The organism is Streptomyces sp. NPDC007164, from assembly GCF_040634135.1.
Classification (GTDB): Bacteria; Actinomycetota; Actinomycetes; order Streptomycetales; family Streptomycetaceae; genus Streptomyces; species Streptomyces sanglieri.
Map to the genome: position 1 here is coordinate 59,609 of NZ_JBEYFB010000011.1, position 22,916 is coordinate 82,524.

The window sequence follows — 22,916 nt, forward strand, 5'->3', positions numbered from 1 at the left end:
CCGGCCCCTCCGGACCGATCCGCGCCGTAGCCCCCCACCTGCGGCGCGGATCAACGGACCCGGAGGAGCAGCCGGACTTGTACCCTCCACCCATGACCGTGACCTATGTGATCGAAGGCTCCCGGGTCACCGGCCTGGAGCAGTTCTGGACAGTGATCGGCGAGGCGGTGAACGGCCCGGGCGGGTATTTCGGCCGCAACCTCGACGCGCTCGCGGACTGTCTCGGCGGCGGCATGGGCACACCCGACGACGACGATTTCGCCTTCGAGTGGCGGGACCACGCCTCCTCCGCGCGGGCCCTGGGCCATGAGGAGACGGCGCGATATCTGCGGCAGAGCCTGGGCCGGGCACATCCCACGAACCGGGCGGCGGTCCAGCAGCGGCTGGACGAGGCACTGGCGGGCCGGGGACCGACCCTCTTCGATCTGATCGTGGCGATCCTGACGGACGGCGCGACCCCGGGCACGCTGCGGCTTTCGTGAGCCACGGGCCGGGACCGGCGGACGCGGGCCGGGGCGACGGCACCGGCCGGCCGAGCGGGATCATCACTCGGCCGGCCGACACCATGGGGGTGGTAGGGATCAGAACTCGGTGGTGACCTTGGCGCCGTCGAACTTCTCGTTGCCGTAGAGGCTGATGAAGTGGTAGCCCGGCGCCGGGTTGTCGACGGTCAGGGTGTGCTCGTTGCCGGCCCCGACGGACTTGTCGGTGTGGACGCCGGTGGTCGCCCAGTTCTCCGAGCTGTAGTAGAGGTCGGCGTCGCCCGTGCCGCCGGAGGCGGTGATCTTCAACCGGGTGACGCCGTCCGGGACGAGGACGCTCAGGTAGGCGTAGTCGCCCTTGACGGCCTTCAGTCCGCTGCGCATGCAGTTCTGGCCCAGCAGCCTGGTGTCGGCGTCCTTGCACTCGGTGATCCCACCGGGCGGGTTGGTGGACCCGCCGCCGCAGGCACCGGCCGCGCAGGCGGTCAGCCAGGTGTTCCAGTCGGCGTCGTAACGGCTCCCGATGGTCGAGGTGAGCAGGGTACGGGCGCCGTCCCAGTCACCCTTGCGGTAGAGACCGAGCAGGGTGTCGATGTCCGAACGGTGGGATTCGAGCATGTAACGGACGGCCAGGTAGCCCCAGTTGTACACGCGGGTCTGGTCGGCGTTGTCGTAGGTGGTGTCGAACAGGGTGCGCAGTGTGTAGGTGTGGTTCGCGGCCTGGGCGATGGCGTCGTCGTAGGCGACCTTGCGGTACGAGTAGGAGACGAACTCCGCGAAGCCCTCGACCCACCAGACGGTCGGCGTGGTCATTCCGGCCCCGAAGTCGCCGTACATGTTGAAGCGGCCGTCGAGGTAGTGGGTGTACTCGTGGTTGAGGTTCCAGATCTGGAAGTCGGGACGGGCCCACTCGGCCTCGTAGGCGATGAACCGGGGCTGGTTGCCCTCGGCCTTGGGGTCGCCCTCCAGGTACATGCCGCCGTTGTTGGTGTCGATGCCGAAGATCACTCCGGCGTAGGTCTGGTAGTCGGCGCTGGAGTCGAAGACCACGACCTCGATGGTCTTGTTGTTGTCGTCGGCGACCGCGCCGTTGTCCCGGGCCACCTCGTGGAAGTAGGCGTCCTGGTTGCTCAGGCTGGTGCAGCCGGCCTCGAGTTCCGCCGCGGACATGTCCTGCGCCCGGATGGTGATGCTGTCGCTACAGGTGTGCTTCACCGGCAGGACGGCCTTCTCAAGACGCTCCGCGAGGTCGCAGGCGCCGTAGTACGAGCAGTTGGCCTTGTCGTAGGCGTCGACCATCATGGCCACGTTCACCCAGAGCGGCGCGGTGGGGCCGTCGATGGAGGTCTTGCTCATCAGGTCGGCCGCGAGCGGGCTCGCCTTGGCGCGCAGCGAGTCGTCCTTGAGGAAGCGGCCGAGTTCGAGTCCCGCGTTGGAGGCCAGGAACGACTGCTGGGTGCCCAGCAGGTCGAGGTGGTTCGCGGCGAAGTCGTGCAGGGAGTTCAGCACACTGGGATCGGCCTCGACGGCGCTGATGAACTCGGGTACCTGGTGACCGCGGAACATGACGGTGTACACGCTGTTCACGGCGTTGACCATGTACCAGGAGCCGTTGTACGACGCTTCGTAGTCGGCCAGCATCCGCTTGACGATGTTCAGGTAACGGGCGTTCTCCGCGGCGCTGTCGACCAGGATGATCGCCTCGGACAGGCTCTCGCCGTTGGCATCGGTGACGTCGAAGGCGTGCGAGGAGCCGAAGAAGCCGTCGAGGGCGCCCTGGATGGCCGTGCGCAGGCGCGGTCCGTAGTCTCCGACGGTGTCGGGATCGTAGTACTGCACGTAGTAGCCGGCCCGGAGGAAGAGGACCAGCTGGGGCATGCCGGTGCTGCTGTCACCGGGGTAGGAGGCCGACGCGTCGCGCATGGCATCGGCGATGGTGACCATCTGGTCCTCGCGGAAGGCGTTGTAGCCGTCCTGACCCTGGAGACGGAACAGTGTGTTGACGCAGTCGGTGGTCGCCGCCTTGACCTTCTCGACCAGGGCGCCCCCGGTGTTGTTGGTGAAATCGGTGACATTGCACTCGGCCTCGGCCGCGGTCCTGCCGGACGCCTTGGCGCGGGCCCGCTCATCGGCCTTCATCGAAGGCGCCGGGTGGCTCGGAAGCGCGTCGGCCGGGTCGTCGTAGTCCCGCTTGAGCGCGTCCTTGGACGCGGACAGCGGCGGCCGGTCGGCGGCCTTGAGCGGCTTGCGTTCGACGTGAGCGGCATCGCCGGCGGGTGTCGTCAGCGACTCGGCGGTGGGGCCGCCCGGGATCTCGGTCCGCTGTTCCACCCGGTTCCGAGCGGCCTCCGAGTGGCCGGGGGCCGTGGCCGATGGGGCGGGGTGTCGCTCAACGGCCTGGCTCGGTGCCGTGAGCAGGCCCACGCCCAGGCATGCCGCCAGGGCCACGGTGGACAGTCCGGTTATTCTCCGTCGAACCCTCAGGTTCTTCACGTGCCGCCTCCCAGCGGAGTGGTGACCGCGCGACAGCGCGCGGTTGTGGGGGAATGCAAGGGGCCGGTGCCGGACCGGATCTGAACCGCACTCACGTCGTGACATGAGCACGACTCCCATCCCCTTGCGCGCTGTACAATGGCACATGTCACATGTTCTTTGGAACCCCTCTCGCGCACATTCATCCGCGCGACAACTTCTCGTCGCAGCACGGGATATGACACGCGGCCCCCGAACGCACCGGCCGCCACCACCGGTTTCCCCACCACCGCACCGCCGTGTCCGGGGAGACCGGAATTCCGGCCCCGACCCCGGTCCCCACCGAGCCCCGAGGAGCAATGTCTGTGTCCCGTTCCTTCTCCGCGCCCCGCACCGGCAGCCACGATCTGCCGGTGTCACCCTCCCTGGACGCCTTCATGGGCACCGGGTGGGCCGAGTCCCCGCTGACGGAGGACCTTCGCGTCCCCTCCATCGGCGCCACCCCCGCGCGCCGCGCCCGGCTGGCCGCCCGCTTCCCCGGCGAGCGCCTGATCGTCCCGGCCGGTGCGCTCGCGGTCCGCTCCAACGACACCGACCACCGCTTCCGGCCGCACACCGGATATGCCTGGCTCACCGGCCTCACCGGCGAGGACCAGGCCGGTCACGTCCTCGTCCTGGAACCGGACGGCGACGAGCGGCACGAGCCGGTGCTGTACCTGCGGCCCCGGTCGCCGCGCACCGGCCAGGAGTTCTACCGCGACCGCAGATACGGCGAGTTCTGGGTCGGGCGCAGGCCCGACCTGGCGGAGGCGGCCCGGCTGACCGGCATCCGCTGCGCGCATCTGGACGCCTGGGAGAAGCTGCTCACCGGGCCGCAGCCACCGGTACGGGTGCTGTCCGGGGTGGACCCGTCCGTCGATGAACTCCTGTGTTCCTGCCGCGCGTTCCCGCTCGGGCGCGCGGCACCGGCCGGGCTCGAAGCGGTGCTCAGCGAGCTCCGGCTCGTCAAGGACCCCTGGGAGGAAGGGCAGTTGCAGCAAGCCGTCGACGCGACCGCGGTCGGCTTCGAGGACGTGGTCCGAAGCCTGCCGCAGGCGCTGCGCCACCCGCGCGGCGAGCGCTGGATCGAGGGCGTCTTCGATCTCCGGGCCCGGTCGGAGGGGAACGGACCCGGCTATTCCACGATCGCCGCCGCCGGGGCGCACGCCTGTGTCCTGCACTGGACCCGCAATGACGGCCCGCTGGAGCAAGGTCAGTTGCTGCTCCTGGACGCCGGGGTGGAGACCGACTCGCTCTACACCGCCGACCTCACCCGCACCCTGCCGCTGTCCGGCCGCTTCTCCCCGACGCAGCGAACGGTCTACGAACTGGTGCTGGCAGCACAGGACGCCGGTATCGCGGCCCTGCATCCTGGGGCGCGGTTCCGTGACTTCCACCTGGCCGCCATGCGGGTCATCGCCGAGGGGCTGCACGAGTGGGGCGTGCTGCGGATGTCGGCGGACGAGGCGCTCGACCCGGACAACGGTTTCTACCGCCGGTACACGCTCTGCAGCAGCGGTCACATGCTCGGCATGGATGTGCACGACTGCGCGCAGGCCCGCGCCGAGGCCTATCTGGACGGACGTCTGGAGCCCGGTCAGGTACTGACGGTGGAACCCGGGCTCTACCTCCAGCCCGACGACGAGACGCTGCCCCGGTCGCTGCGCGGGATCGGGGTGCGGATCGAGGACGACCTCGTGATCACGGCCGACGGCGCCCGCCTCATGTCGTCGGCGCTGCCCCGCACCGCCGACGGCATCGAGGAGTGGATGGCCACGCTGCTGGAGTCCGGGGCCTGAGACAGGATCCCGGGAACCGTTTCAACGGCTGCCCACCGGGCGGCCGTTGAAACGCCTGGGCACACTCGGCGGCAGGTGCCTGCGAGGCTCCGTGCCTCCGGGGCTTGGGAGCTCGGGAGCCCCGGAGCCCCGGAGCCCCGGAGCCCCGGGCGGAATCGGCGGATCAGGCCTCGGCGGCCGGCAGCGACACCCTTCTGATCTGCCTGCCTCCCGTCGCGATCTCCTTGGCCTCCTCCTCGGCCCAGAGATTTCTGACATGTGACATATGAGAGAGCATGCACCTCTCGGCGCGCTCCGCGTCGCCCTCGATCAGAACGTCCAGCAGTTGGGCATGCTCCTCGGCCGACGTAACCAACAGACCGGACTCGTCGAGCCGGTTCAGTCCGAAGAGACGCGATCGCTTGCGCAGATTGCCGACCTCCTCCACCAGACGGCGGTTTCCCGCCAGGCCGAGCAGTTCGAGATGGAAGCGGCGGTCGGCCTCCAGGTAGCCGATGATGTCGTGCTCGGCTGCGGCCGCGACGATCGCCTGGGCGAGCGGCCGCAACGCCTCCAGCTCCCTGGTCCGGCCCATCCGGGCGATGCGGCCGATGGTGGGAACCTCGATCATGACCCGCAGCTCGGTGAAGTCGTCGAGGTCCTGTTCGGTCAACTCCGTTATCCGGAAGCCCTTGTTGCGCACCGCTTCCACCAGGCCCTCGCGTGCCAGGTCGAGCATCGCCTCGCGCACCGGGGTCGCGGACACTCCGAAGTCGGCGGCGAGCGCGGGGGCGGAGTAGATCATGCCCGGCCGGAGGTCGCCCGCGATCAGGGCCGCCCTGAGGGCATTTGCCACCTGGTCACGCAAGTGCTCCTGCGCGGAGATGGCGTTGAGCGTCGTCAGGCGGGCCATATCTGTTCCTCCAGCGCCGTGCGGGGCCTCAGAATACAATGTCACGATTCGGTCAGGGCCCATCGCTCCGAGGCTGTGGACAACTCGCTCAGGGCGCCGAATTACGGTGCACTGCGGCGGCGACGGCGAGGTCCTCCCAGCCCATTCCGACGCTCTTGAAGAACCGTGGCCCCTCGAAACCGGCCGGCGCTCCGCCGGGAGCGCGTCCCGTCACCAGTTCGGCCAGGTTGGCGTGGATGTTCTCGGCCCGGAAGGCTCCCTCGGCCATCGGGATCAGCAGGTCCCCCGCCTCCGACAACGCGGCCGACCGCGATTCGACGATGACGGCTGAGCGGACCACCAGAGCGGTGTCGACCTCTCGGGCGTCGGGGGTGTGCGAGCCGACCGCGACGACCGTCGCCCCGTCCGGCACCAGGGCGCCGTCGAACAGCGGAGCGGCGGAGGTCGTGCAGCAGAGCACCAGATCGGCCGTGGCGACTTCACCGTCGCAGGGCGCCTGCGCCGTACGGGCGTCCACGCCGAGGCGGCGGGCGTGCGCTGCCAGCGCCTCGGCCCGGTGCGGGGTCCGGCCGACCACGGTGACCCGTTCGACCTGTCGTTCCGCGAGCACCGCGTCGAGGTGTCCGTACGCCTGGGGGCCCGTCCCGAAGAGCACCAGGTGGTGCACGACGGGGCCGGTGAGGTGGCGGATCGCGAGTGCGGACACGGCCGGGGTGCGCAGGGTGGTGAGCGCGGCCCCGTCCAGCAGGGCGAGCGGCAGCAAGGTCGGGGCGTCGAGCAGCAGATAGCTTCCGGTGATCCGGGGCAGGTCGCGGGACGGGTTGTCCGGGGCCACCCCGGCAATCTTCACCCCGGTCACCCGCTGTGTGGTGGCGGGCATGATCAGCAGCTCCCCGCCTGGCACTGTGACATGGTGCCGGGCGGGGGCCGTCTCCGGATCCAGTCCCCCGCTCAGCGCCGCCTCCAGTGCGTCCACGGCTCCGGTGGGTCCCAGGGCCTGGATGTCGTCGGCGCCGAGCAGGGGGAGGTTCACAGCAGGAATCCTTCGGGGAAGGGGTCGGACGGGTTCAGGAAGAATTGTGCGGTACCGGTGATCCAGGCGCGGCCGGTGACGGTGGGAACGACGGCCGGCAGCCCGCCCACGGTGGTCTCCTGGACCAGACGTCCGGTGAACGAGGTGCCGATGAACGACTCGTTCACGAAGTCGGTGTCCAGGGGGAGTTCACCGCGTGCGTGCAGTTGCGCCATGCGTGCCGAGGTGCCGGTCCCGCAGGGTGAGCGGTCGAACCAGCCGGGATGGATGGCCATCGCGTGCCGGGAGTGGCGGGCGTCGGACCCGGGTGCGACGAACTGCACGTGCTTGAGGCCGTGGATGTCCGGGTCCTCGGGGTGGGTGGGCCGCTCGGTGGCGTTGACCGCGTCCATCAGGGCGAGTCCGGCGGCCAGGATGTCGTCCTTGCGCGCCCGGTCGAAGGGCAGCCCCAGGTCGGACAGCTGCACCATCGCGTAGAAGTTGCCGCCGTAGGCGAGGTCGTAGCGCAGCGCCCCGTAGCCGGGTACGTCCACCGTCCGGTCGAGCGCGACGCTGAACGCCGGAACGTTGGTCAGGGTCACCCCGGTGGCCGCGCCGTCCTTGACCTGTACGTCGACGCTGACGAGCCCGGCCGGGGTGTCCAGCCGCACGGTGGTGACGGGTTCGCTGACCTCCACCATGCCGGTCTCCACCAGAACGGTCGCCACCCCGATGGTGCCGTGCCCGCACATCGGCAGAAATCCGGAGACCTCCATGAAAAGGACGCCGTAGTCCGCGTCCGGCCGGGTGGGTGGCTGGAGGACAGCGCCGCTCATGGCGGCGTGGCCGCGCGGTTCGTACATGAGCAGGGTGCGCACGGCGTCCCGGTGCTGCTGGAAGTGGATGCGCCGCTCGGCCATCGTCGCACCGGGGATGGTGCCGATGCCTCCGGTGATGACTCGGGTGGGCATGCCCTCGGTGTGTGAGTCGACGGCATGAAAAATGTGACGTGTCTGCAAGGCTCCCCCTGGTTCGTCAGGACGGACACGAAGAACACTGGAATCGGACGGAACAGGTCTTGACAGAACGGGACTTGAAGGAACGGGCCTCGACAGAACGGGCCGGGCCGCGCGCTCCGTCCGGGCGTACGGCGGCCCCGCCCGTTTCGGCCGGGCGCGGGTCTCAGTGCAGGCCCCCGGCCAGTGCCTTCTCTGTCGCGGCACGCACGGCGGCCGCGTCGTCGGCGGGGAGGGGGAACCGCGGCGGCCGGGTACGGCCCCCGTGGCGCCCGGCAACGTCCATGGACACCTTGATGGCCTGGACGAACTCCGGCTTCGAGTCCCATCGAAGCAGCGGGTGCAGCTCCCGGTACAGCGGCAGGGCGGTTGCAATGTCACCGGTGACAGCGGCCCGGTACAGCTCGACACAGCAGGACGGCAGCATGTTCGGGCAGCCCGCGATCCAGCCGACGGCCCCGGCGAGTGCCAGCTCCAGAAGTACGTCGTCGGCGCCCACCAGCACGTCGAGTCCGGGTGCCTGTTCGGCGATCTCGTAGGCCCGGCGGACGTCACCGCTGAACTCCTTGACGGCCACGATGCTGCCGTCCTGGTGGAGGCGGGCGAGCAGCCCCGGCGTCAGGTCCACCTTGGTGTCGTACGGATTGTTGTACGCGACGACCGGCACCCCGGCCTCGGCCACATCGGCGTAGTGGGCGCGCACCGCCGCCTCCTCGCAGCGGTACCCGTTGGGCGGCAGCAGCAGCACGGAGCCGGCGCCCGCCGCCGCGGCCTGTTCCGCCCAGCGCCTCGACTCCGCGCTGCCGTAGGCGGCGACGCCCGGCATGACGCGGTTGCCGTCGCCCGCGGCCTCGACGGCGACCCGGACCACCTGCTCGCGTTCGCTGTCGGTCAGGGTCTGGTACTCCCCCAGCGAGCCGTTGGGCACCACTCCGTCGCAGCCCGCCTCGATGAGCTGCCGCACATGGGCGGCGTAGGCGTCGTAGTCGATGGTGCAGTCGTCGCGCAGGGTGATCGGGGTGGCGACCATGACCCCGTGCCAGGGGCGGGTGCGCGAGTCGGTGTTCATCTGCATCGTGGCTCCTTGAGAGGTGTGACATGTCACAGTGTGGCGGAAACGCGAAACCGCGAGAACGCAGAAAGGCAGGAACTCAGAAACTGAGAAGCGGAGAAGCGGAAAGGAACGGACAGGAACGGAGAAGCGGAAGGGAACGCAGCAGTTGGAAGGATGGACTCGGGGCAGGGCACAACGGGCGGCGCGCAAAGCGCCCCTGGGGGTGGACCGGACGCTGCCTACCCGGGGCCGGACAGGTCGGCGAGGGTGGAGAGTTTGACGGGGCAGGCCAGCGGGCGCCGGTCGGGCCCGCCCGGCTCCTGTCCGCCGCCGTGCGCGGCGGCGAGTTCCCGAACGGCGAAGCCGCACGTCCGGCCCTGGCACCACCCCATTCCGGCCCTGGTGAGCAGTTTGACGGTCCTGGTGTCACCGGCTCCCAGTTCCTCGCACGCGGTACGGATCCGGCCCGCGGTGACCTCCTCGCAGCGGCACACCTCCGTCTCGTCGGTCAGCCCCTCGCGCCAGCCGGGCCCCGGGCGGTGCACGGCTCCCATCAGGTCGGCGAAGGCCCGCAGACGGCGGCGGGAGCGGCGCAGCGCGACGGCCCTGCGCGCTTCCCGCCTCCGTACTCCACCCCGTACCTCACGAACGATGGAAAGTGCCGCCAACTCACCTTCGTGCAGGGCGAGTTCGAGCCCGCCGATGCCGCCGGACTCGCCGGCCGCCCAGACTCCGGGGACGGTGGTCCTGAGCTGTTCGTCGAGGGTGACCGCGTGCGTGCCGTCGGGGCCGGGCCGTGTTCCGCAGCCGACTGCCACGGCGAGGTCGAGCTGCGGTACCAGCCCGTGTCCCACGGCGAGCGCGTCACAGGCGATCCGGCGGCCGGTCCCGGCGAGGGGCCGCCACCGGTGGTCCACCCTGCTGACGGTCACCGCCTCCACCCGCTCGTCCCCGTGCACCGCGGTGACCGCCCGATGGCTCAGCACCCGCACCCGGGCACGGGCCAATTCCGCCGCGAACCGTGCTCCTTCCGCCGCCTTGCCCGGGTTGGCCGCCAGCACCCGGGGAGCACGGGCGTACGCCCGATAGCCGGCGGCCTCGACCAGCGCCGGGACCTGCGCCCCCGCGCGGGTCAGCGAGAGGGCGACCGCTTGGAGGAGCGGCCCGCTCCCCGCGACCACGATCCGGCTCCCCGGCAGCACCAGCCCCGACTTCAGCATCGCCTGAGCCCCCGCCGCGCCCACCACTCCCGGAAGTGTCCAGCCGGGAAAGGGCAGTTGGCGCTCGTGGGCGCCGGTCGCGAGGAGTATGCGGCGGGCCCGGACAGCGGTGCGGACCTCCGTGTCGGCCCCGGTGACCGCGTGCAGGATCCAGTCGCCGTCACCGGTTCGTTCGACCGTCCACACCTGGTGGCCGGCGAGGTGGCGGATCGTGCCGGCGTCGCGGTGTGCGGCCAGCCGTGCGGAGAGTTCCGTGAAGGTGCGCCAGTCGTGGTGCAGGGCCCCGGGCCGGGTGGCACCGAGTCCGTCGGCCGGGCTGCGGTAGTACTGTCCGCCGGGTGCGGTGGCCGCGTCCAGCAGAACCACGTCGAGCCCGTGGTCGGCGGCGGTGACGGCCGCGGCAAGGCCCGCCGGTCCGGCGCCCACCACGGCGAGTTCGACGTGGCCGGTCTCCGGTGTCCCCGGCTCATCGGTCGAGTTCGGCATGGCCGTCGCCCTCCTGCGTGATCACCGTGTCGCCCGGCGCCGCGGGCAGCAGGCAGGCGCGCTGGTTGGGCCGGCCGTTGACGGTGGCCAGGCAGTCGTAACAGGCGCCGATACCGCAGAAGGCTCCTCGCGGTCGGCCGTGCACCCGGGTGGTGCGCCAGGTCAGGATGCCCGCCGACCAGAGTGCGGCGGCGATGGTCTGCCCCGGCAGAGCGCGGACCGGGCGGCCGTCGAAGGTGAGCTGGAACTCCGTCTCAGGCGCGGCCCCGACAAGTTCGGCGGGCGTACGTGCGCGGGTGCGTCTCACTGGGTCCTCTCCTGGGGCGGGGGCGCCCCGCCCTCCACCGTCATGTGACATGGCATGTGGCATCGAACCGGTCCGGGGCGAAGGGTCCGAGATCGAGTGCGGGCCGCTCTCCCCTGATCGCGTCGGCGATGAGCTGTCCGGTCGCGGGTGCCAGCCCGATCCCGGCACCCTCGTGGCCGCAGGCGTGGAAGAGCCCCGGCACCCGGGGGTCAGGTCCGATCGCCGGGAGGTGATCGGGCAGGTAGGGGCGGAATCCGTGGTAGGCGCGCATCACTCGTACGTCGGCGAGCGCGGGAAAGAGTGCGGTGGCGCCTGCCGCCAGTCGGGCGATCACCCCGACGGACAAGGTTCGGTCGAAGCCGACCCGTTCGCGGCTGGCCCCGATGAGCACCGGCCCCGCGGGCGTTCCCTCCACCACGGGCGAGGTCTGGAGCGCCGCGGACCCGCTCGACACGTCGGCCACGTACTCCGCCGCGTAGACCTTGTGCCGGATCAGCCGGGGCAGTGGTTCGGTGACCAGTACGAACCCTCTGCGCGGCAGGACCGGCAGGTTGACCCCGGCCAGTGCGGCCAGGTCGCCGCCCCAGGTGCCCGCCGCGTTGACCACGACGGGGGCGTGCAGTTCGCCCCGCGTCGTACGCACCCCGCGCACGGCACCCTTCCGGTCCCGGAGGATCCCGGCCACCTCCTCCCCTGGGCGCACCAGCGCACCCGCCCTCGTTGCGGCGCGCAGCAACTCGGCTGCGGCCAGCGCTGGTTGGACCTGGGCGTCCTGCGGGTAGTGGCAGCCACCGGACAGGTTCGGTGCGAGGTGGGGCTCGATGTCACGGAGCCGGTCGGATGTGACGTGGTACGCCTCGACACCCGCCGCCCGCTGGGCATCGGCCGTAGTGGTCAGCGTGGCCAGGGAGTCCTCGGACGCCGCGACGACCACACCGCCCTTGAGTTCGTACTCAATGTCCTTGGGCAGCTCCTCGGACAGTTGCCGCCACAAGGAGGCGGAAAGCAGGGCGAGTTCAAGCTCCGGTCCGGGGACCTTGTCGGAGACCAGCAGGTTGCCCTCGCCAGTTCCGGTGGTGCCGCCGGCCACCGACCCTCGGTCGACGACGGCTACGGAGAGTCCGGACCGGGAGATGCAGTAGGCGCAGGCGGCGCCGACCATTCCGGCCCCGACGATGACGACATCCAGGGGGCGTCTCGTGAGCACGGCAGTAATATGTCACATTGCTCAAGGGTCGCCAAGGGTGCGCACAGGGCCAGTTGATCAACCGTCACTCGCCCGCGCCGCCCGCAGGGGTGCCTGATCGGCCGCCGGGGAAGTGGAGCCATGAACCCCCGCAGGCGCCGACCGCTTGGAGCCGTGATGCACGACGACCGCACCCTGGTGGAGGACCGCCTCGAACGGGCCCTTCACCAGTTCATCCGCCCCGCCCAGTACCCGGCCCGCACCCCGCTGGCACTCTCCGTCCGGCACATCCCCGGTGAGCCCGTCCCGGTGGCTCGGGTCCTCCAGGAGCCGTTCGAGCCGTTCCGCACCGGCACCGAGTGGGGGAAGCCCTGGTCCACCAGCTGGTTCCGGCTGGAGGGGACCGTGCCCGCGGAGTGGGCGGGGCGCCGGGTCGAGGTCGTCGTGGATCCCGGCTTCTCCGGTCAGGGGCCGGGGTTCCAGGCCGAGGGCATGCTGTACGACACCAGCGGCGTCCCACTCAAGGGCGTCCATCCGCGCAATCGCCATCTGACGGTGGCCGCCCCGGCATCGGGCGGCGAGCCGGTCGCGCTGCTGCTGGAGGCGGCGGCCAACCCAGCCGTACTGGAACACGGCTTCGCGCCGACACCGCTCGGGGACGTACGGACGGCGGGCGACCGGCCGCTGTACCGGTTCGCCTCCGCGGACCTGGCGGTGCTGGACGAGGAGGTCTGGCATCTGGTCCTGGACATCGAGGTGCTCTCCGAACTGATGCGGGAACTCCCCGTCGAACGCTCCCGGCGGCACGAGATCCTGCGTGCTCTGGAACGCATGCTGGACGCGCTGGATCTGCACGACGTGGCGGGAACGGCGCGGGCCGGCCGGGAGCAGCTGGCCGAAGTGCTGTCCCGTCCGGCCGCGGCGAGCGCGCACCGGATCTCGGCCACCGGTCACGCGCACATCGATTCGGCATGGCTGTGGCCGCTGCGCGAGACGGTGCGCAAGGCGTCGCGCACCTTCGCCAATGTCACCGCGCTGGCCCGGGACTATCCGGAGCTGGTCTTCGCGGCCTCGCAGGCCCAGCAGTACGCCTGGGTGAAGGAGCACCAGCCGCACGTCTGGGAGCGCATCAAGCAGGCCGTGGCCGACGGGCAGTGGGCGCCCGTAGGGTCGATGTGGGTGGAGTCCGATGCCAATATGCCCGGCGGCGAGGCGCTGGCCCGGCAGCTCGTGCACGGCAAGCGGTTCTTCCGGCAGGAGCTGGGAGTGGAGACCGAGGAGATCTGGCTGCCGGACACCTTCGGCTACACGGCGGCCTTCCCGCAGCTGGCCCGGCTCGCGGGGGTGAAATGGTTCCTGACGCAGAAGCTGTCCTGGAACCAGAGCAATAAAATGCCACATCACACCTTCTGGTGGGAGGGCATCGACGGGACCAGGGTCTTCACCCATTTCCCGCCCGTGGACACCTACAACGCGCAGTTCCACGGCAGCGAACTCGCCCACGCCGAGCGGAACTTCGCGGAGAAAGGGCCGGCCACTCGCTCCCTCGTCCCGTTCGGCTGGGGTGACGGCGGGGGCGGCCCCACCCGCGAGATGCTGGAGAAGGCGCGCCGGCTCCGGAACCTGGAAGGCTCCCCCAGGGTCACCATCGAGCGGCCGGCGGCGTTCTTCGCGGCGGCCGAGGAGGAGTACGGGGTACAGGCTCCGGTCTGGTCGGGCGAGCTGTACCTGGAACTGCACCGGGCCACATACACCACCCAGGCCAGGACCAAACAGGGCAACCGCCGCAGCGAACACCTGCTCCGTGAGGCGGAGTTGTGGGCGACGACGGCAGCCCTGCGCAACCCCGGACACCGCTACCGCTATCCGTACGAGGCGCTGGACCGGCTGTGGAAGACGGTCCTGCTCCACCAGTTCCATGACATCCTGCCCGGCTCGTCGATCGCCTGGGTGCACCGCGAGGCCTGCGAGACCTACGAGCGGGTACGAGCGGAACTGGCGGATCTGGTGGCGGACGCGGTGGCCGCACTGGGCGGGGCCGAGGGGCTGGTGGCGCTCAACTCGTCGCCGTACCACCGCAGTCAGGTGGTCGAGCTGGACCCGGAGGCGAGTGCGGTGCTGCCGTCCGGCGCCCAGGTGCAGCATCTGGCCGGTGGCCGTACGGTGGCGCCGGCCGACGCCCCCGGACTCGGCGCGGGTCCGCTGGACGGCTCGGCGGTGCCGGAGCACCCCGTCACTGCGACCGGTTCGGCGGACGGGAGTCTCGTGCTCGACAACGGGCTGCTGCGGGCGGTGATCGACGCCGACGGGCTGATCGCCGCCGTCCGCGACCTCGGCGTGAGGCGGGAGGTCCTCGTCCCCGGCCACCGGGCCAACCTTCTCCAGCTGCACCCGGACCACCCCAACCACTGGGACGCCTGGGACATCGACCGGCACTACCGCCGCACCCGGACCGATCTCACCGATGCCGACTCCGTCGAGCTGGTGGAGGCGGGGCCGTTGCGGGCTGCGGTCCGCGTCCGGCGGTCCTTCGGGCAGTCACATGTCACACAGGAGATCCGGCTGAGCGCCGGCAGCCGTCGGATCGACATCGATACCGAGGTCGACTGGCGGGAGTCGGAGAAGGTCCTCAAGGCCGCGTTCCCGCTCGATGTGCACGCCGAACGGTCCACCTCCGAGATCCAGTTCGGCCATGTCCACCGCCCCACCCATGACAACACCGGCTGGGACGCCGCCCGTTTCGAGATCTGCGCCCATCGCTGGCTGCGGGTCGCCGAGCCGGGGTACGGCGTGACATTGCTCAACGACTCGACGTACGGACACGACGTGACCCGGACCCCGCACGCTTCGGGCCTCGGCACGACCGTACGGCTGACGCTGCTGCGTGCCCCGCACAGCCCCGACCCGGAGACCGACGTCGGCCGACACCGGTTCAGGTACGCGCTGGCGCCGGGCGGCGGGATCACCGACGCGGTACGGGAGGGGCTCGCGCTCAATCTGCCGCTGCGGGCGGCGGTGGCGCCGGTACTGCCGTCGCTGGTCGACACAGGGCATCCGGCGGTCACGGTGGAGTCGGTGAAGCTCGCCGAGGACCGCGGCGGCGATGTGATCGTGCGGCTCTACGAGTCGGCGGGCGGCCGCGCCGGCACCACACTGCGGGTCGGGTTCCCCGTCGCGCGGGCCCAGGTCACCGACCTGCTGGAACGGCCGTTGCGCGAGGCGGACACCGACGAGCGCGGTCTCGTGCTGTCGCTCCGGCCGTTCCAGATCCTGACGCTGCGCCTGACCCCGGCGTGACGGTTGCCGAACACCGACTCACCGCGGCCGGGGCCGCGTTCAGGGGCGGGGCACGTTACGCAGGTTGGAGCGGGCCATCTGGACCATCCGGCCCACTCCCCCGTCCAGCACGATCTTGCTGGCGGAGAGCGCGAAGCCGGTCACCATCTCGGCGCTGATCTTCGGCGGGATGGAGAGGGCGTTGGGGTCGGTGACGACATCGACGAGCGCGGGGCCCTTGTGCTTGAAGGCGTCCTTAAGGGCGCCTTCGAGCTGCTTGGGCTTCTCCACCCGCACGCCGTACGCCCCGCACGCGCGGGCGACCGCGGCGAAGTCCGGGTTCTTGTTGGCCGTGCCGAACGACGGCAGACCCGCGACCAGCATCTCCAACTCGACCATTCCGAGTGACGAGTTGTTGAACAGCACGACCTTCACCGGCAGGTCGTACTGCACCAGGGTCAGGAAGTCGCCCATCAGCATGGTGAATCCGCCGTCGCCGGACATCGAGACCACCTGGCGGTTCCGGTCGGTGAACTGGGCGCCGATGGCCTGCGGGAGCGCGTTGGCCATCGAGCCGTGGCTGAACGATCCGATGACGCGGCGCTTGCCGTTGGGGGTGAGATATCGCGCGGCCCACACGTTGCACATTCCGGTGTCGACAGTGAACACGGCATCGTCGTCGGCCAGTTCGTCCAGTACCGAGGCAACGTACTCCGGATGGATCGGGATGTGCTTCTCGACCTTGCGGGTGTACGCCTTGACGACGCCCTCCAGCGCTTCGGCGTGCTTCTTCAGCATCCGGTCGAGGAACTTGCGGTCGGTCTTCTCCTTCACCTGCGGCGTCAGACAGCGCAGGGTCTCGCGGACATCGCCCCAGACCGCCAGATCCAGCTTGGAGCGGCGGCCCAGGTGCTCGGGGCGCACATCGACCTGGACGATCTTCACATCGGTCGGGAGGAAGGCGTTGTACGGGAAGTCGGTGCCGAGCAGGATCAGCAGGTCGCACTCGTTGGTCGCCTCGTAGGCGGCGCCGTAGCCGAGCAGACCGCTCATGCCGACGTCGTACGGGTTGTCGTACTGGATCCACTCCTTGCCGCGCAGCGCGTGCCCGACCGGGGACTTCACCCGTTCGGCGAACTCCATCACCTCGGCGTGGGCGCCCGCCGTGCCACTGCCGCAGAACAATGTCACACGTTTCGCCTCGTCGACCATCCGGCGGAGCTTGTCGATCTCCTCGTCACCCGGACGGACCGTCGGCCGCGAGGTGACCAGCGCGTGCTCGATGGACTTCTCCGGGGCGGGCTGCGACGCAATGTCACCCGGCATCGTGACGACGCTGACCCCGCCCCGGCCGATCGCGTGCTGAATGGCCGTCTGGAGCAGCCGGGGCATCTGCTGCGGGTTGGAGATCATCTCGTTGTAGTGGCTGCACTCCTGGAAGAGCAGCTCCGGGTGGGTCTCCTGGAAGTATCCGAGTCCGATCTCGCTCGACGGGATGTGCGAGGCGAGGGCGAGCACCGGGGCCATGGAGCGGTGGGCGTCATAGAGGCCGTTGATGAGGTGCAGATTGCCGGGACCGCAGGAGCCCGCGCAGGCCGCCAGCGAGCCCGTGACCTGGGCCTCCGCGCCGGCGGCGAAAGCGGCGGTCTCCTCGTGCCTGACCTGGATCCAGTCGATGGCCCGGTTGCGGCGGATGGCGTCGACGACCGGGTTGAGGCTGTCGCCGACGACACCGTACATACGCTTGACGCCCGCCCGGACGAGGATGTCGACGAACTGCTCCGACACGTTCTGCTTGGCCATGGGTGCGTACCCTTTCCGCGCTTCGGCTTCCGGACTTCGCATCCATCAACCCATGGCGCACGCGGTTACGCCTCCCAGACGCCCACACCCGTACGGTCGTCGGAGTACCCCTTGACCCGGAGCTGGCTGTCCGCGAGGAAGGTCACGAGCCCGGGTGCCTCCTCCTCGGCAGCCCAGCGTGCGGCGAGCTCCGCGGCCAGGGCGGGCTCGCCGCGCATCGGTTCGGCCAGCCCGGGGCTGCACAGCAGCAGGGCGTCCCCCGGCCGGGCGACCGAACCCCGGAAGCGGAACGGTTCTGCGGGCGGGCCGGGCGGGCCGGGCGGATCGGTCGGGCCGGGCGGGGACTCGGCATTCGGGCCCGAGGACGTGGTGACGGCCAGGTCCATGGTGAGGAGGTCGCCATCGGGCCCACCCTCGGGGGACGGGGCCCCGAACCCGGTCCTGGGGTCCGTGGCACCGTCCCTGACGTCCACGGCGTCCCCGATGTCTACGGCGTCCCCGGTTTTCCCGGTGTCCCTGGCGCTCCCAGTACCCCTGATGTTCCCGGCTGCCGGGATCTCCGGTTCGAGGTCGTGCCAGACTCCGTCGCGCAGCCGGAAGAGGCCACCGGCCCCGACACCGAAGAAGACCCGTGTACGGCAGTCCGGATCCGCCGGCAGCAGGAGGCAGCGCAGCCCCGCCGTGTACTGCTGCGGCTCCACCCCCAGCTCGGCGGCGCGGGCACGCAGCTTGCCGTACGTGCGGTCGGTGAGGCGGTTCAGCCCGGACTTGAGGTCCCCGCGGCGGCCCGCCCTTATGTCCTCGGAGAGCCGGACATGGCTGCGGCCGACTGCTGCGCCGATCCAGCGGCAGGCGTCGGCCGCCGCCAGGTGTGCCGAGTCGGCGGCCCGGGCCCCGGTGGCGACGGCGACCAGGACCAGGGCTCGTTCGTCGGTGCCGAAGCGTGCCGTGAGCAGCGCGTCGCGGCGGGGCTCACCGCGAAACCGCGCGGAGTCCCCGCGCACGGAGGCCGCGCGCAGGGTGTACGTGCCGTAGTGGGCGCCGTCGAGCACGGTATCGGCGACCAGGCCGTCGAGCTCCTGCGGGTCGGCGGCGGGCAGCGCGGTGGGCTCGGGGTCGTAGGTGGGCGGCCGGTCACCCACATGGCCGATCGTGAGGCGGCCAACGGGGCCGGCTTCGTGCTCCGCCTCCGGCGCGGGTGTAGCAGATGCGACGGGTGCGACGGGTGCGCTTGGTGCGGCAGCGGGTGCCGGTGGGGCGGAGGGCTTCTCGGCCACCGGCCGTCTGGGCAGAGGCGGCACCGAAGGCGGAGGCGGCGTGGCCGGCGGCTGCTCCACGGCCTGCGCAGGCACAGACACAGGCGCAGGGGCAGACGCAGGGGCAGGCGCAGGTGCAGATGACGGCGGAAGCGGAGGCGTCGGCGGAAGCGGAGGCAGCGGCGGATCCACGGGAATCGGCGGGCCGGCGAAGGTACGCGGCTGCGCCGGGCCGGCCGGGGCCGCCCCCGGCCCGCCCACGGTCGCGTCAGGCGGCTCCCACGGAGCGCGCTCCCGTACGGCCTCCGCCCGCACCGGCCGGGACACCACCACCGGGTCCACCTCGGACATCACCTCGGAAGGCGCCCCCGCACCCTCGTCGGCCCCACCACCGGACCCACCACCGGACCCACTGTCGAATCCCCCTCCGGACGCCCCGCTCCCGCCCCCGCTCCCGCCTCCGCCCGGACTCACCGCGTCCGACGCCGAGTCGAAGCGGTCGTCGAGGCTTTCGGCCGCGTTGCTCGTCCCGGTGTCCCGGGCGTTCTCGTCGTACAGCCTGCGCCACCAGTCGTCCTCGTTGGCGGCGGGTTTCTCCCCCTGCTGACTCATGTCCTTATTGTCGACCGCGAGGGCCGTACGAAAACGGGTCATCCGGAAATAGTGGCCGCGAACATGGGTCCGCCGGGCGGCCCCACCCCCCACGGGAAGGACGCCCGGCGGACCGGTCAGTTCGTGATCAACGCACGGCGTACGCGTCGTTCACGGTCTGGATGACGGAGTTGCCGTTGGCGTCCGTCAGTTCGGTCTTCAGGGTGACCGGCTTGCCGGCCGCACCCGCGTGGTTCACGGTCGCGGTCCAACGGCCGCCCTGCTGTGCGGTGGTGGCGTCGTTCCAGGTCTCCCCACCGTCGTACGAGTACGAGACCTTGGCCGCGACCAGCTGGCCGGGCGTGTAGCCGCCGTGGCCGCTGACGCTCAGGCCGATCTTCTGACCGTCCTTCGCCGCGAGGGTCTTGAGCCCGTCCGTGTCCAGGTCGTAGCCCGGGAAGAGCAGCGGGATGCCCTGGGAGTAGACGTTCTCGTCCCGCTTCGAACGGAACTTCCAGGTGGTCTCGGTCCGGGTGGACCGCTTCCACACGGCGGCGGGCTGACCGGACTTCATGGTCTGCATGGTGAGTTCGTACGCGGCGTCCTCGGCCGGGACGGTGAACACCCCGGACGGCCAGCCGGTCTCGCCGATCACCTTGCCACCGCTGCTCAGACGCATGTTGCCCATGTCGCCGAAGGAGCCCTGGAGACCGGCGTGCTCGCTGTCGCTCCAGAAGCCCGGGGCGACGCCGATCAGGTTGTCCTGGCGCTCGGCGGCGAGCTGGAGCTTTCCGGCGGCGTCGCGCGGGGCAGAGGGGGTGGGGATGCCCCGGTACCAGTTCTCCGTGCGCTTCGAACCGGCCGTGTAGGTGCGCGGCTGGTCGGTCATCATCTCGCCCCAGGGGAAGCTGGAGGAGAGGTACCGCACCCAGGCGGTGTCGCCCGCCGAGTAGTACTCGGTGCGCTTGCTGGGGGCGGCGACGACGTCGCCGGCTGCGGAGAACACCCCGCCGTTGGGCCGGTTGATGATCATCGTGTCGACGTAGTCCGCCGCGACGCCCATCGCCTCGTAGTTGGCCGTAACCTTGCCGAGCTTGGTGTCACGGACCTTGTAGGTGCGGTCCGAGGTGATCGGGCCGGTCTCGGGGAACGCGAGGTTGTAGACGAACGGGCTGACCGCGGTGGCCTTCCAGTTCAGCTTGACCGGGCCGTCGGCCAGGGCGGCCTTCAGCGCGGCGGCCTCGTCCGCCTCGATGCCGAGCGCGGGCGCCGGCGCCGGGGCGTAGCCGACGGTCGGCTGCCAGGGTCCCGCGGCGGGGCGGTGGGCGATGACGGCCTTCGCGCCCGCGGCCTTGGCGTCGCGCGTCAGGGTATACACGTTGTTGTCGTCGTCGCCGACCTCGACCAGGGCGATCTTTCCGGCGACGCCCGCGGCCTTCAGCTCGTCGGGGGTACCAGTGCCGGCGTCGACGAGTGCGGCCTCGCCCTTGCCGTCGAGGTTGACGGAGCCGGTGCTCGCCGCCCTCGGGTGCAGTTCGGTGCCGCCGACGACCGACAGCTTCTCGATCTGCGGGGCGTAGGCGCGCCAGAAGCTGGCGAATTCGAAGTCGCCGTCACTGGCCCTGCCCTGCACGTCGGCCAGGTAGTTCTTGATCGCGGAGCCACCGGTGATGGAGCCGGAGTGCAGCCAGACATCGTCCCAGCTGCGGCCGAACGAGAGCGTCGTGGAACGGTTCTCGGAGGCGCGGTCCTCGGTCTTCACCTGGATCCGGTGGGCCTTGCGGGCGTCCAGGACCAGGGTGGTGTCCTTGGTGACGTTCACCTGGGGCCGCGCGAGGTAGGCGACGGACTCGTCCAGGCTGCCGGTGGCGTCCTTCGCGTCGGGCGAGGTGACGAAGCTGGACACGAAGTACGCGCCGGGACGCACCTGGTAGACCTGGTCGGTGGCGCCCTCGTTGAAGCGGCGCTCGCCGCTGGAGGTGTCGGTACCGATCACGTCGAGCGAGGAGAAGCCGGCGGCGGGCTTGCCGGTGCGGTCGACGAGCTTGACCCGCAGGGTGACGGTCTCGGCCCCGACGTACAGCGAGAACGGGGTGGAGACCTTGGCACCGCCGGGGCCGGTGGCCAGCACGCGTCCGGTGACATCGCCGTACTGGGCGGCCTTCAGCTTCGCCGTCGGGTCGATCTGCAGCGGGACCTTGACGGTGGCTCCGGCCGGGACCGTGACGGTGCTCGCGTCGAGCTTCGCCACCGAGGAGCGGACGGCCGAGCCGTCGTTGCCGGTGACGCCCTGGACCTTCAGCGACAGCTTCACCGGCTTGGTGCCGGAGTTGGTGTACGGGACGTCGACCGTGGTGCGGTCGGACCGGTCCTGCGGCCAGTTGAAGGTGCCGCCCTGGACGGCGGGGGCGCCGACGAGGGTGGTATCGATGGCGGCCTTGACGTCGAGGCGGCCGCCGCCGGTCTCGCGAACGTCACCGGGAATGTCGCTCTTCGCGGAGGACACCAGGGCCGCCTTGATCTGCTGGGCGGTCCAGTCCGGGTGACGCTGCTTCACGATGGCTGCGGCGCCCGCGACATGCGGGGTGGCCATCGACGTACCGGACATCGACTGGTACGCGTAGACGCCCCGGCCACCTGCCGCGGCGGCCGAGATGTTGACGCCGGGGGCGGTGATCTCGGGCTTGAGGGTGTGCGATCCGATGACCGGGCCGCGGCTGGAGAACTGGGCCGTGGTGTCGTCGCGGTCGACGGCGCCGACGGTCAGCACGCTCGGGGCGCAGCCGGGCGAGGAGACGGTGTTCAGCGTCGGGCCCGCGTTGCCGGCCGCGATCACGAACAACGTGCCCTTGTTCTGCGCGAGTTCCTCGGCGGCGACGCTCATCGGGTCGGTGCAGTCGGTCGGTTCCGGGCTGCCGAGGCTCATGGAGACGACGTCGGCCTTCTGGTCGACGGCCCACTGCATGCCGGCGATGATCCAGGACTCGGCGCCGGAGCCGCTGTCGTTGAGGACCTTGCCCGCGAGCAGGTCGGCGCCGGGGGCGACGCCCTTCTTCTTGCCTCCGCTGGCCGCGCCGGTGCCGCCGACGGTGGAGATGGTGTGGGTGCCGTGACCCTGCCGGTCGTCGGTGGAGTCGGAGTCGGTGAAGTTCTCCGAGGCGGCGACCCGGCCCTTGAGGTCGGGGTGTTCGGCGTCGACACCGGTGTCGAGGACGGCGACCTTGGTGCCCTTGCCGTCGTATCCGGCGGCCCAGGCGAGGTCGGCACCGACCTGCTTGGTCGACTTGTCGAGGGTGGCCTGAACCTTGCGGTCGAGCCAGAGCTTCTTCACGCCGGAGGCCGAGAAGGAGCGGGTGCCGCGGGTGACGTCCGCCCAGAAGTCGGCGGCCTTCTCCTTGTCCGCCTTGAGCGCGACGCCGTCGATGGCGTCGAGCGCGAGTCCGCGCTTCGCGCCGCGCGGGGTGGCGAACGTGGAGCGGGCCTGGTCCTTGCCGTAGATCGCAATCAGCGGCAGCGACTTGGTGTGCCCGTCGTCGTAGCCCTGCCGGATGAGGCCGGTGACGTTGAAGAGTTCCTCGTCGACCTTGCCCGCGGCCAGCGCGGCGACGGCGGTGTCGGGGTAGGCGTAGAGGTTCTTGCCGGACTGTCGGGTCTGGAGGAGCGGTACGGTCCCGTCCTCGCGGGGCAGCGCGGTGACCGACGCGGCTCCCGAACCGTCCGTGCTCACCAGGACCTTGTCGCCGGTCACCAGCGTCACGGTGACGGGCTTGGTCTGCTTGGCGTCGGCGGCGGCGCTGCCGGTCAGTGCTCTCTTCCCCGTCGCGCCGTCCTGCGGCTGTGCCGCGGACGGTGCGATCGCGGTGACGGCCAGGACGGCGGCGGTGGCCGCCCCCAGTGCCGTGCGCGATATCGGACGCATCGCTCTCCCCAAATGAATCCGGAACCAATCCGCGCAAACCGCAGTCTTCCGGAGGTTGTTGGTACTTCGGTGGCGCCACATTGGCAGAGCGACGGGCGATAAAGGG

Annotated in this window: 14 protein-coding genes; 3 read left to right on the forward strand and 11 right to left on the reverse strand. The window is 70.8% G+C overall.

Going from position 1 to position 22,916, the window contains the following annotated elements; all coding sequences use genetic code 11:
* The first annotated feature begins 92 nt into the window (after positions 1 to 92).
* Complete coding sequence (locus ABZ622_RS16840; RefSeq protein ID WP_360543744.1) at positions 93 to 482, forward strand: barstar family protein; 390 nt, start codon at positions 93 to 95, stop codon at positions 480 to 482.
* Between the two features lie 99 nt (positions 483 to 581).
* On the opposite strand, the gene ABZ622_RS16845 is transcribed toward ABZ622_RS16840, so the two are convergent.
* The gene (locus ABZ622_RS16845) at positions 582 to 2,975 is read right to left on the reverse strand and encodes a M9 family metallopeptidase (protein WP_360543746.1); all 2,394 of its coding nucleotides are present in this window, start codon (positions 2,973 to 2,975) and stop codon (positions 582 to 584) included.
* 338 nt (positions 2,976 to 3,313) lie between these two features.
* On the opposite strand from ABZ622_RS16845, the gene ABZ622_RS16850 reads away from it, so the two are divergent.
* Entirely contained in the window at positions 3,314 to 4,792 is a 1,479-nt protein-coding gene (locus tag ABZ622_RS16850; protein ID WP_360543748.1) for an aminopeptidase P family protein, read from the forward strand.
* A gap of 163 nt (positions 4,793 to 4,955) precedes the next feature.
* On the opposite strand, the gene ABZ622_RS16855 is transcribed toward ABZ622_RS16850, so the two are convergent.
* The 7 genes from ABZ622_RS16855 to ABZ622_RS16885 form a co-directional block, all read right to left on the reverse strand.
* Positions 4,956 to 5,684: a GntR family transcriptional regulator gene (locus ABZ622_RS16855; protein WP_360543750.1), complete on the reverse strand. Its 729-nt coding sequence runs from the start codon at positions 5,682 to 5,684 to the stop codon at positions 4,956 to 4,958.
* 88 nt (positions 5,685 to 5,772) lie between these two features.
* On the reverse strand, positions 5,773 to 6,717 hold the full coding sequence (locus ABZ622_RS16860) for an ornithine cyclodeaminase family protein (RefSeq protein WP_360543752.1): 945 nt from the start codon (positions 6,715 to 6,717) through the stop codon (positions 5,773 to 5,775).
* A complete protein-coding gene (locus ABZ622_RS16865; RefSeq protein ID WP_360543754.1) occupies positions 6,714 to 7,715 on the reverse strand; it encodes a proline racemase family protein in 1,002 nt (333 codons plus the stop codon). Before ABZ622_RS16865 ends, ABZ622_RS16860 begins: the two co-directional genes overlap by 4 nt.
* Positions 7,716 to 7,878: 163 nt before the next feature.
* Complete coding sequence (locus tag ABZ622_RS16870) at positions 7,879 to 8,787, reverse strand: dihydrodipicolinate synthase family protein (protein ID WP_360543756.1); 909 nt, start codon at positions 8,785 to 8,787, stop codon at positions 7,879 to 7,881.
* 218 nt (positions 8,788 to 9,005) lie between these two features.
* Entirely contained in the window at positions 9,006 to 10,472 is a 1,467-nt protein-coding gene (locus tag ABZ622_RS16875; protein ID WP_360543758.1) for an NAD(P)/FAD-dependent oxidoreductase, read from the reverse strand.
* The gene (locus ABZ622_RS16880; protein ID WP_360543760.1) at positions 10,453 to 10,779 is read right to left on the reverse strand and encodes a (2Fe-2S)-binding protein; all 327 of its coding nucleotides are present in this window, start codon (positions 10,777 to 10,779) and stop codon (positions 10,453 to 10,455) included. Before ABZ622_RS16880 ends, ABZ622_RS16875 begins: the two co-directional genes overlap by 20 nt.
* Positions 10,780 to 10,819: 40 nt before the next feature.
* Positions 10,820 to 11,986: an FAD-binding oxidoreductase gene (locus ABZ622_RS16885; protein ID WP_360543762.1), complete on the reverse strand. Its 1,167-nt coding sequence runs from the start codon at positions 11,984 to 11,986 to the stop codon at positions 10,820 to 10,822.
* A 156-nt stretch (positions 11,987 to 12,142) separates the two neighbouring features.
* Between ABZ622_RS16885 and ABZ622_RS16890 the strand changes: the two genes are divergently transcribed.
* Positions 12,143 to 15,262 (forward strand): glycoside hydrolase family 38 C-terminal domain-containing protein, encoded by a 3,120-nt coding sequence (locus tag ABZ622_RS16890; RefSeq protein WP_360543764.1) that lies wholly within the window; start codon positions 12,143 to 12,145, stop codon positions 15,260 to 15,262.
* 39 nt (positions 15,263 to 15,301) lie between these two features.
* On the opposite strand, the gene ABZ622_RS16895 is transcribed toward ABZ622_RS16890, so the two are convergent.
* From ABZ622_RS16895 to ABZ622_RS16905, 3 genes are all read right to left on the reverse strand, one after another.
* Positions 15,302 to 17,044 carry a pyruvate dehydrogenase gene (locus ABZ622_RS16895; protein ID WP_360543766.1) on the reverse strand — a complete coding sequence of 581 codons (1,743 nt, stop codon included), beginning with the start codon at positions 17,042 to 17,044 and terminating at the stop codon, positions 15,302 to 15,304.
* 65 nt (positions 17,045 to 17,109) lie between these two features.
* The gene (locus tag ABZ622_RS16900; RefSeq protein WP_360543768.1) at positions 17,110 to 18,912 is read right to left on the reverse strand and encodes a protein phosphatase 2C domain-containing protein; all 1,803 of its coding nucleotides are present in this window, start codon (positions 18,910 to 18,912) and stop codon (positions 17,110 to 17,112) included.
* A gap of 127 nt (positions 18,913 to 19,039) precedes the next feature.
* A complete protein-coding gene (locus ABZ622_RS16905; RefSeq protein ID WP_360543770.1) occupies positions 19,040 to 22,810 on the reverse strand; it encodes a S8 family serine peptidase in 3,771 nt (1,256 codons plus the stop codon).
* Between the last annotated feature and the right edge of the window lie 106 nt (positions 22,811 to 22,916).

What these genes read in the sequence shown, in the direction of transcription:
- ABZ622_RS16840 (WP_360543744.1), top strand. Translation starts at nt 93, where the DNA reads ATGACCGTGACCTATGTGATCGAAGGCTCCCGGGTCACCGGCCTGGAG.
- ABZ622_RS16850 (WP_360543748.1), top strand. Translation starts at nt 3,314, where the DNA reads ATGTCTGTGTCCCGTTCCTTCTCCGCGCCCCGCACCGGCAGCCACGAT.
- ABZ622_RS16855 (WP_360543750.1), bottom strand. Translation starts at nt 5,684, where the DNA reads ATGGCCCGCCTGACGACGCTCAACGCCATCTCCGCGCAGGAGCACTTG.
- ABZ622_RS16870 (WP_360543756.1), bottom strand. Translation starts at nt 8,787, where the DNA reads ATGCAGATGAACACCGACTCGCGCACCCGCCCCTGGCACGGGGTCATG.
- ABZ622_RS16875 (WP_360543758.1), bottom strand. Translation starts at nt 10,472, where the DNA reads ATGCCGAACTCGACCGATGAGCCGGGGACACCGGAGACCGGCCACGTC.
- ABZ622_RS16890 (WP_360543764.1), top strand. Translation starts at nt 12,143, where the DNA reads ATGCACGACGACCGCACCCTGGTGGAGGACCGCCTCGAACGGGCCCTT.
- ABZ622_RS16895 (WP_360543766.1), bottom strand. Translation starts at nt 17,044, where the DNA reads ATGGCCAAGCAGAACGTGTCGGAGCAGTTCGTCGACATCCTCGTCCGG.
- ABZ622_RS16900 (WP_360543768.1), bottom strand. Translation starts at nt 18,912, where the DNA reads ATGAGTCAGCAGGGGGAGAAACCCGCCGCCAACGAGGACGACTGGTGG.
- ABZ622_RS16905 (WP_360543770.1), bottom strand. Translation starts at nt 22,810, where the DNA reads ATGCGTCCGATATCGCGCACGGCACTGGGGGCGGCCACCGCCGCCGTC.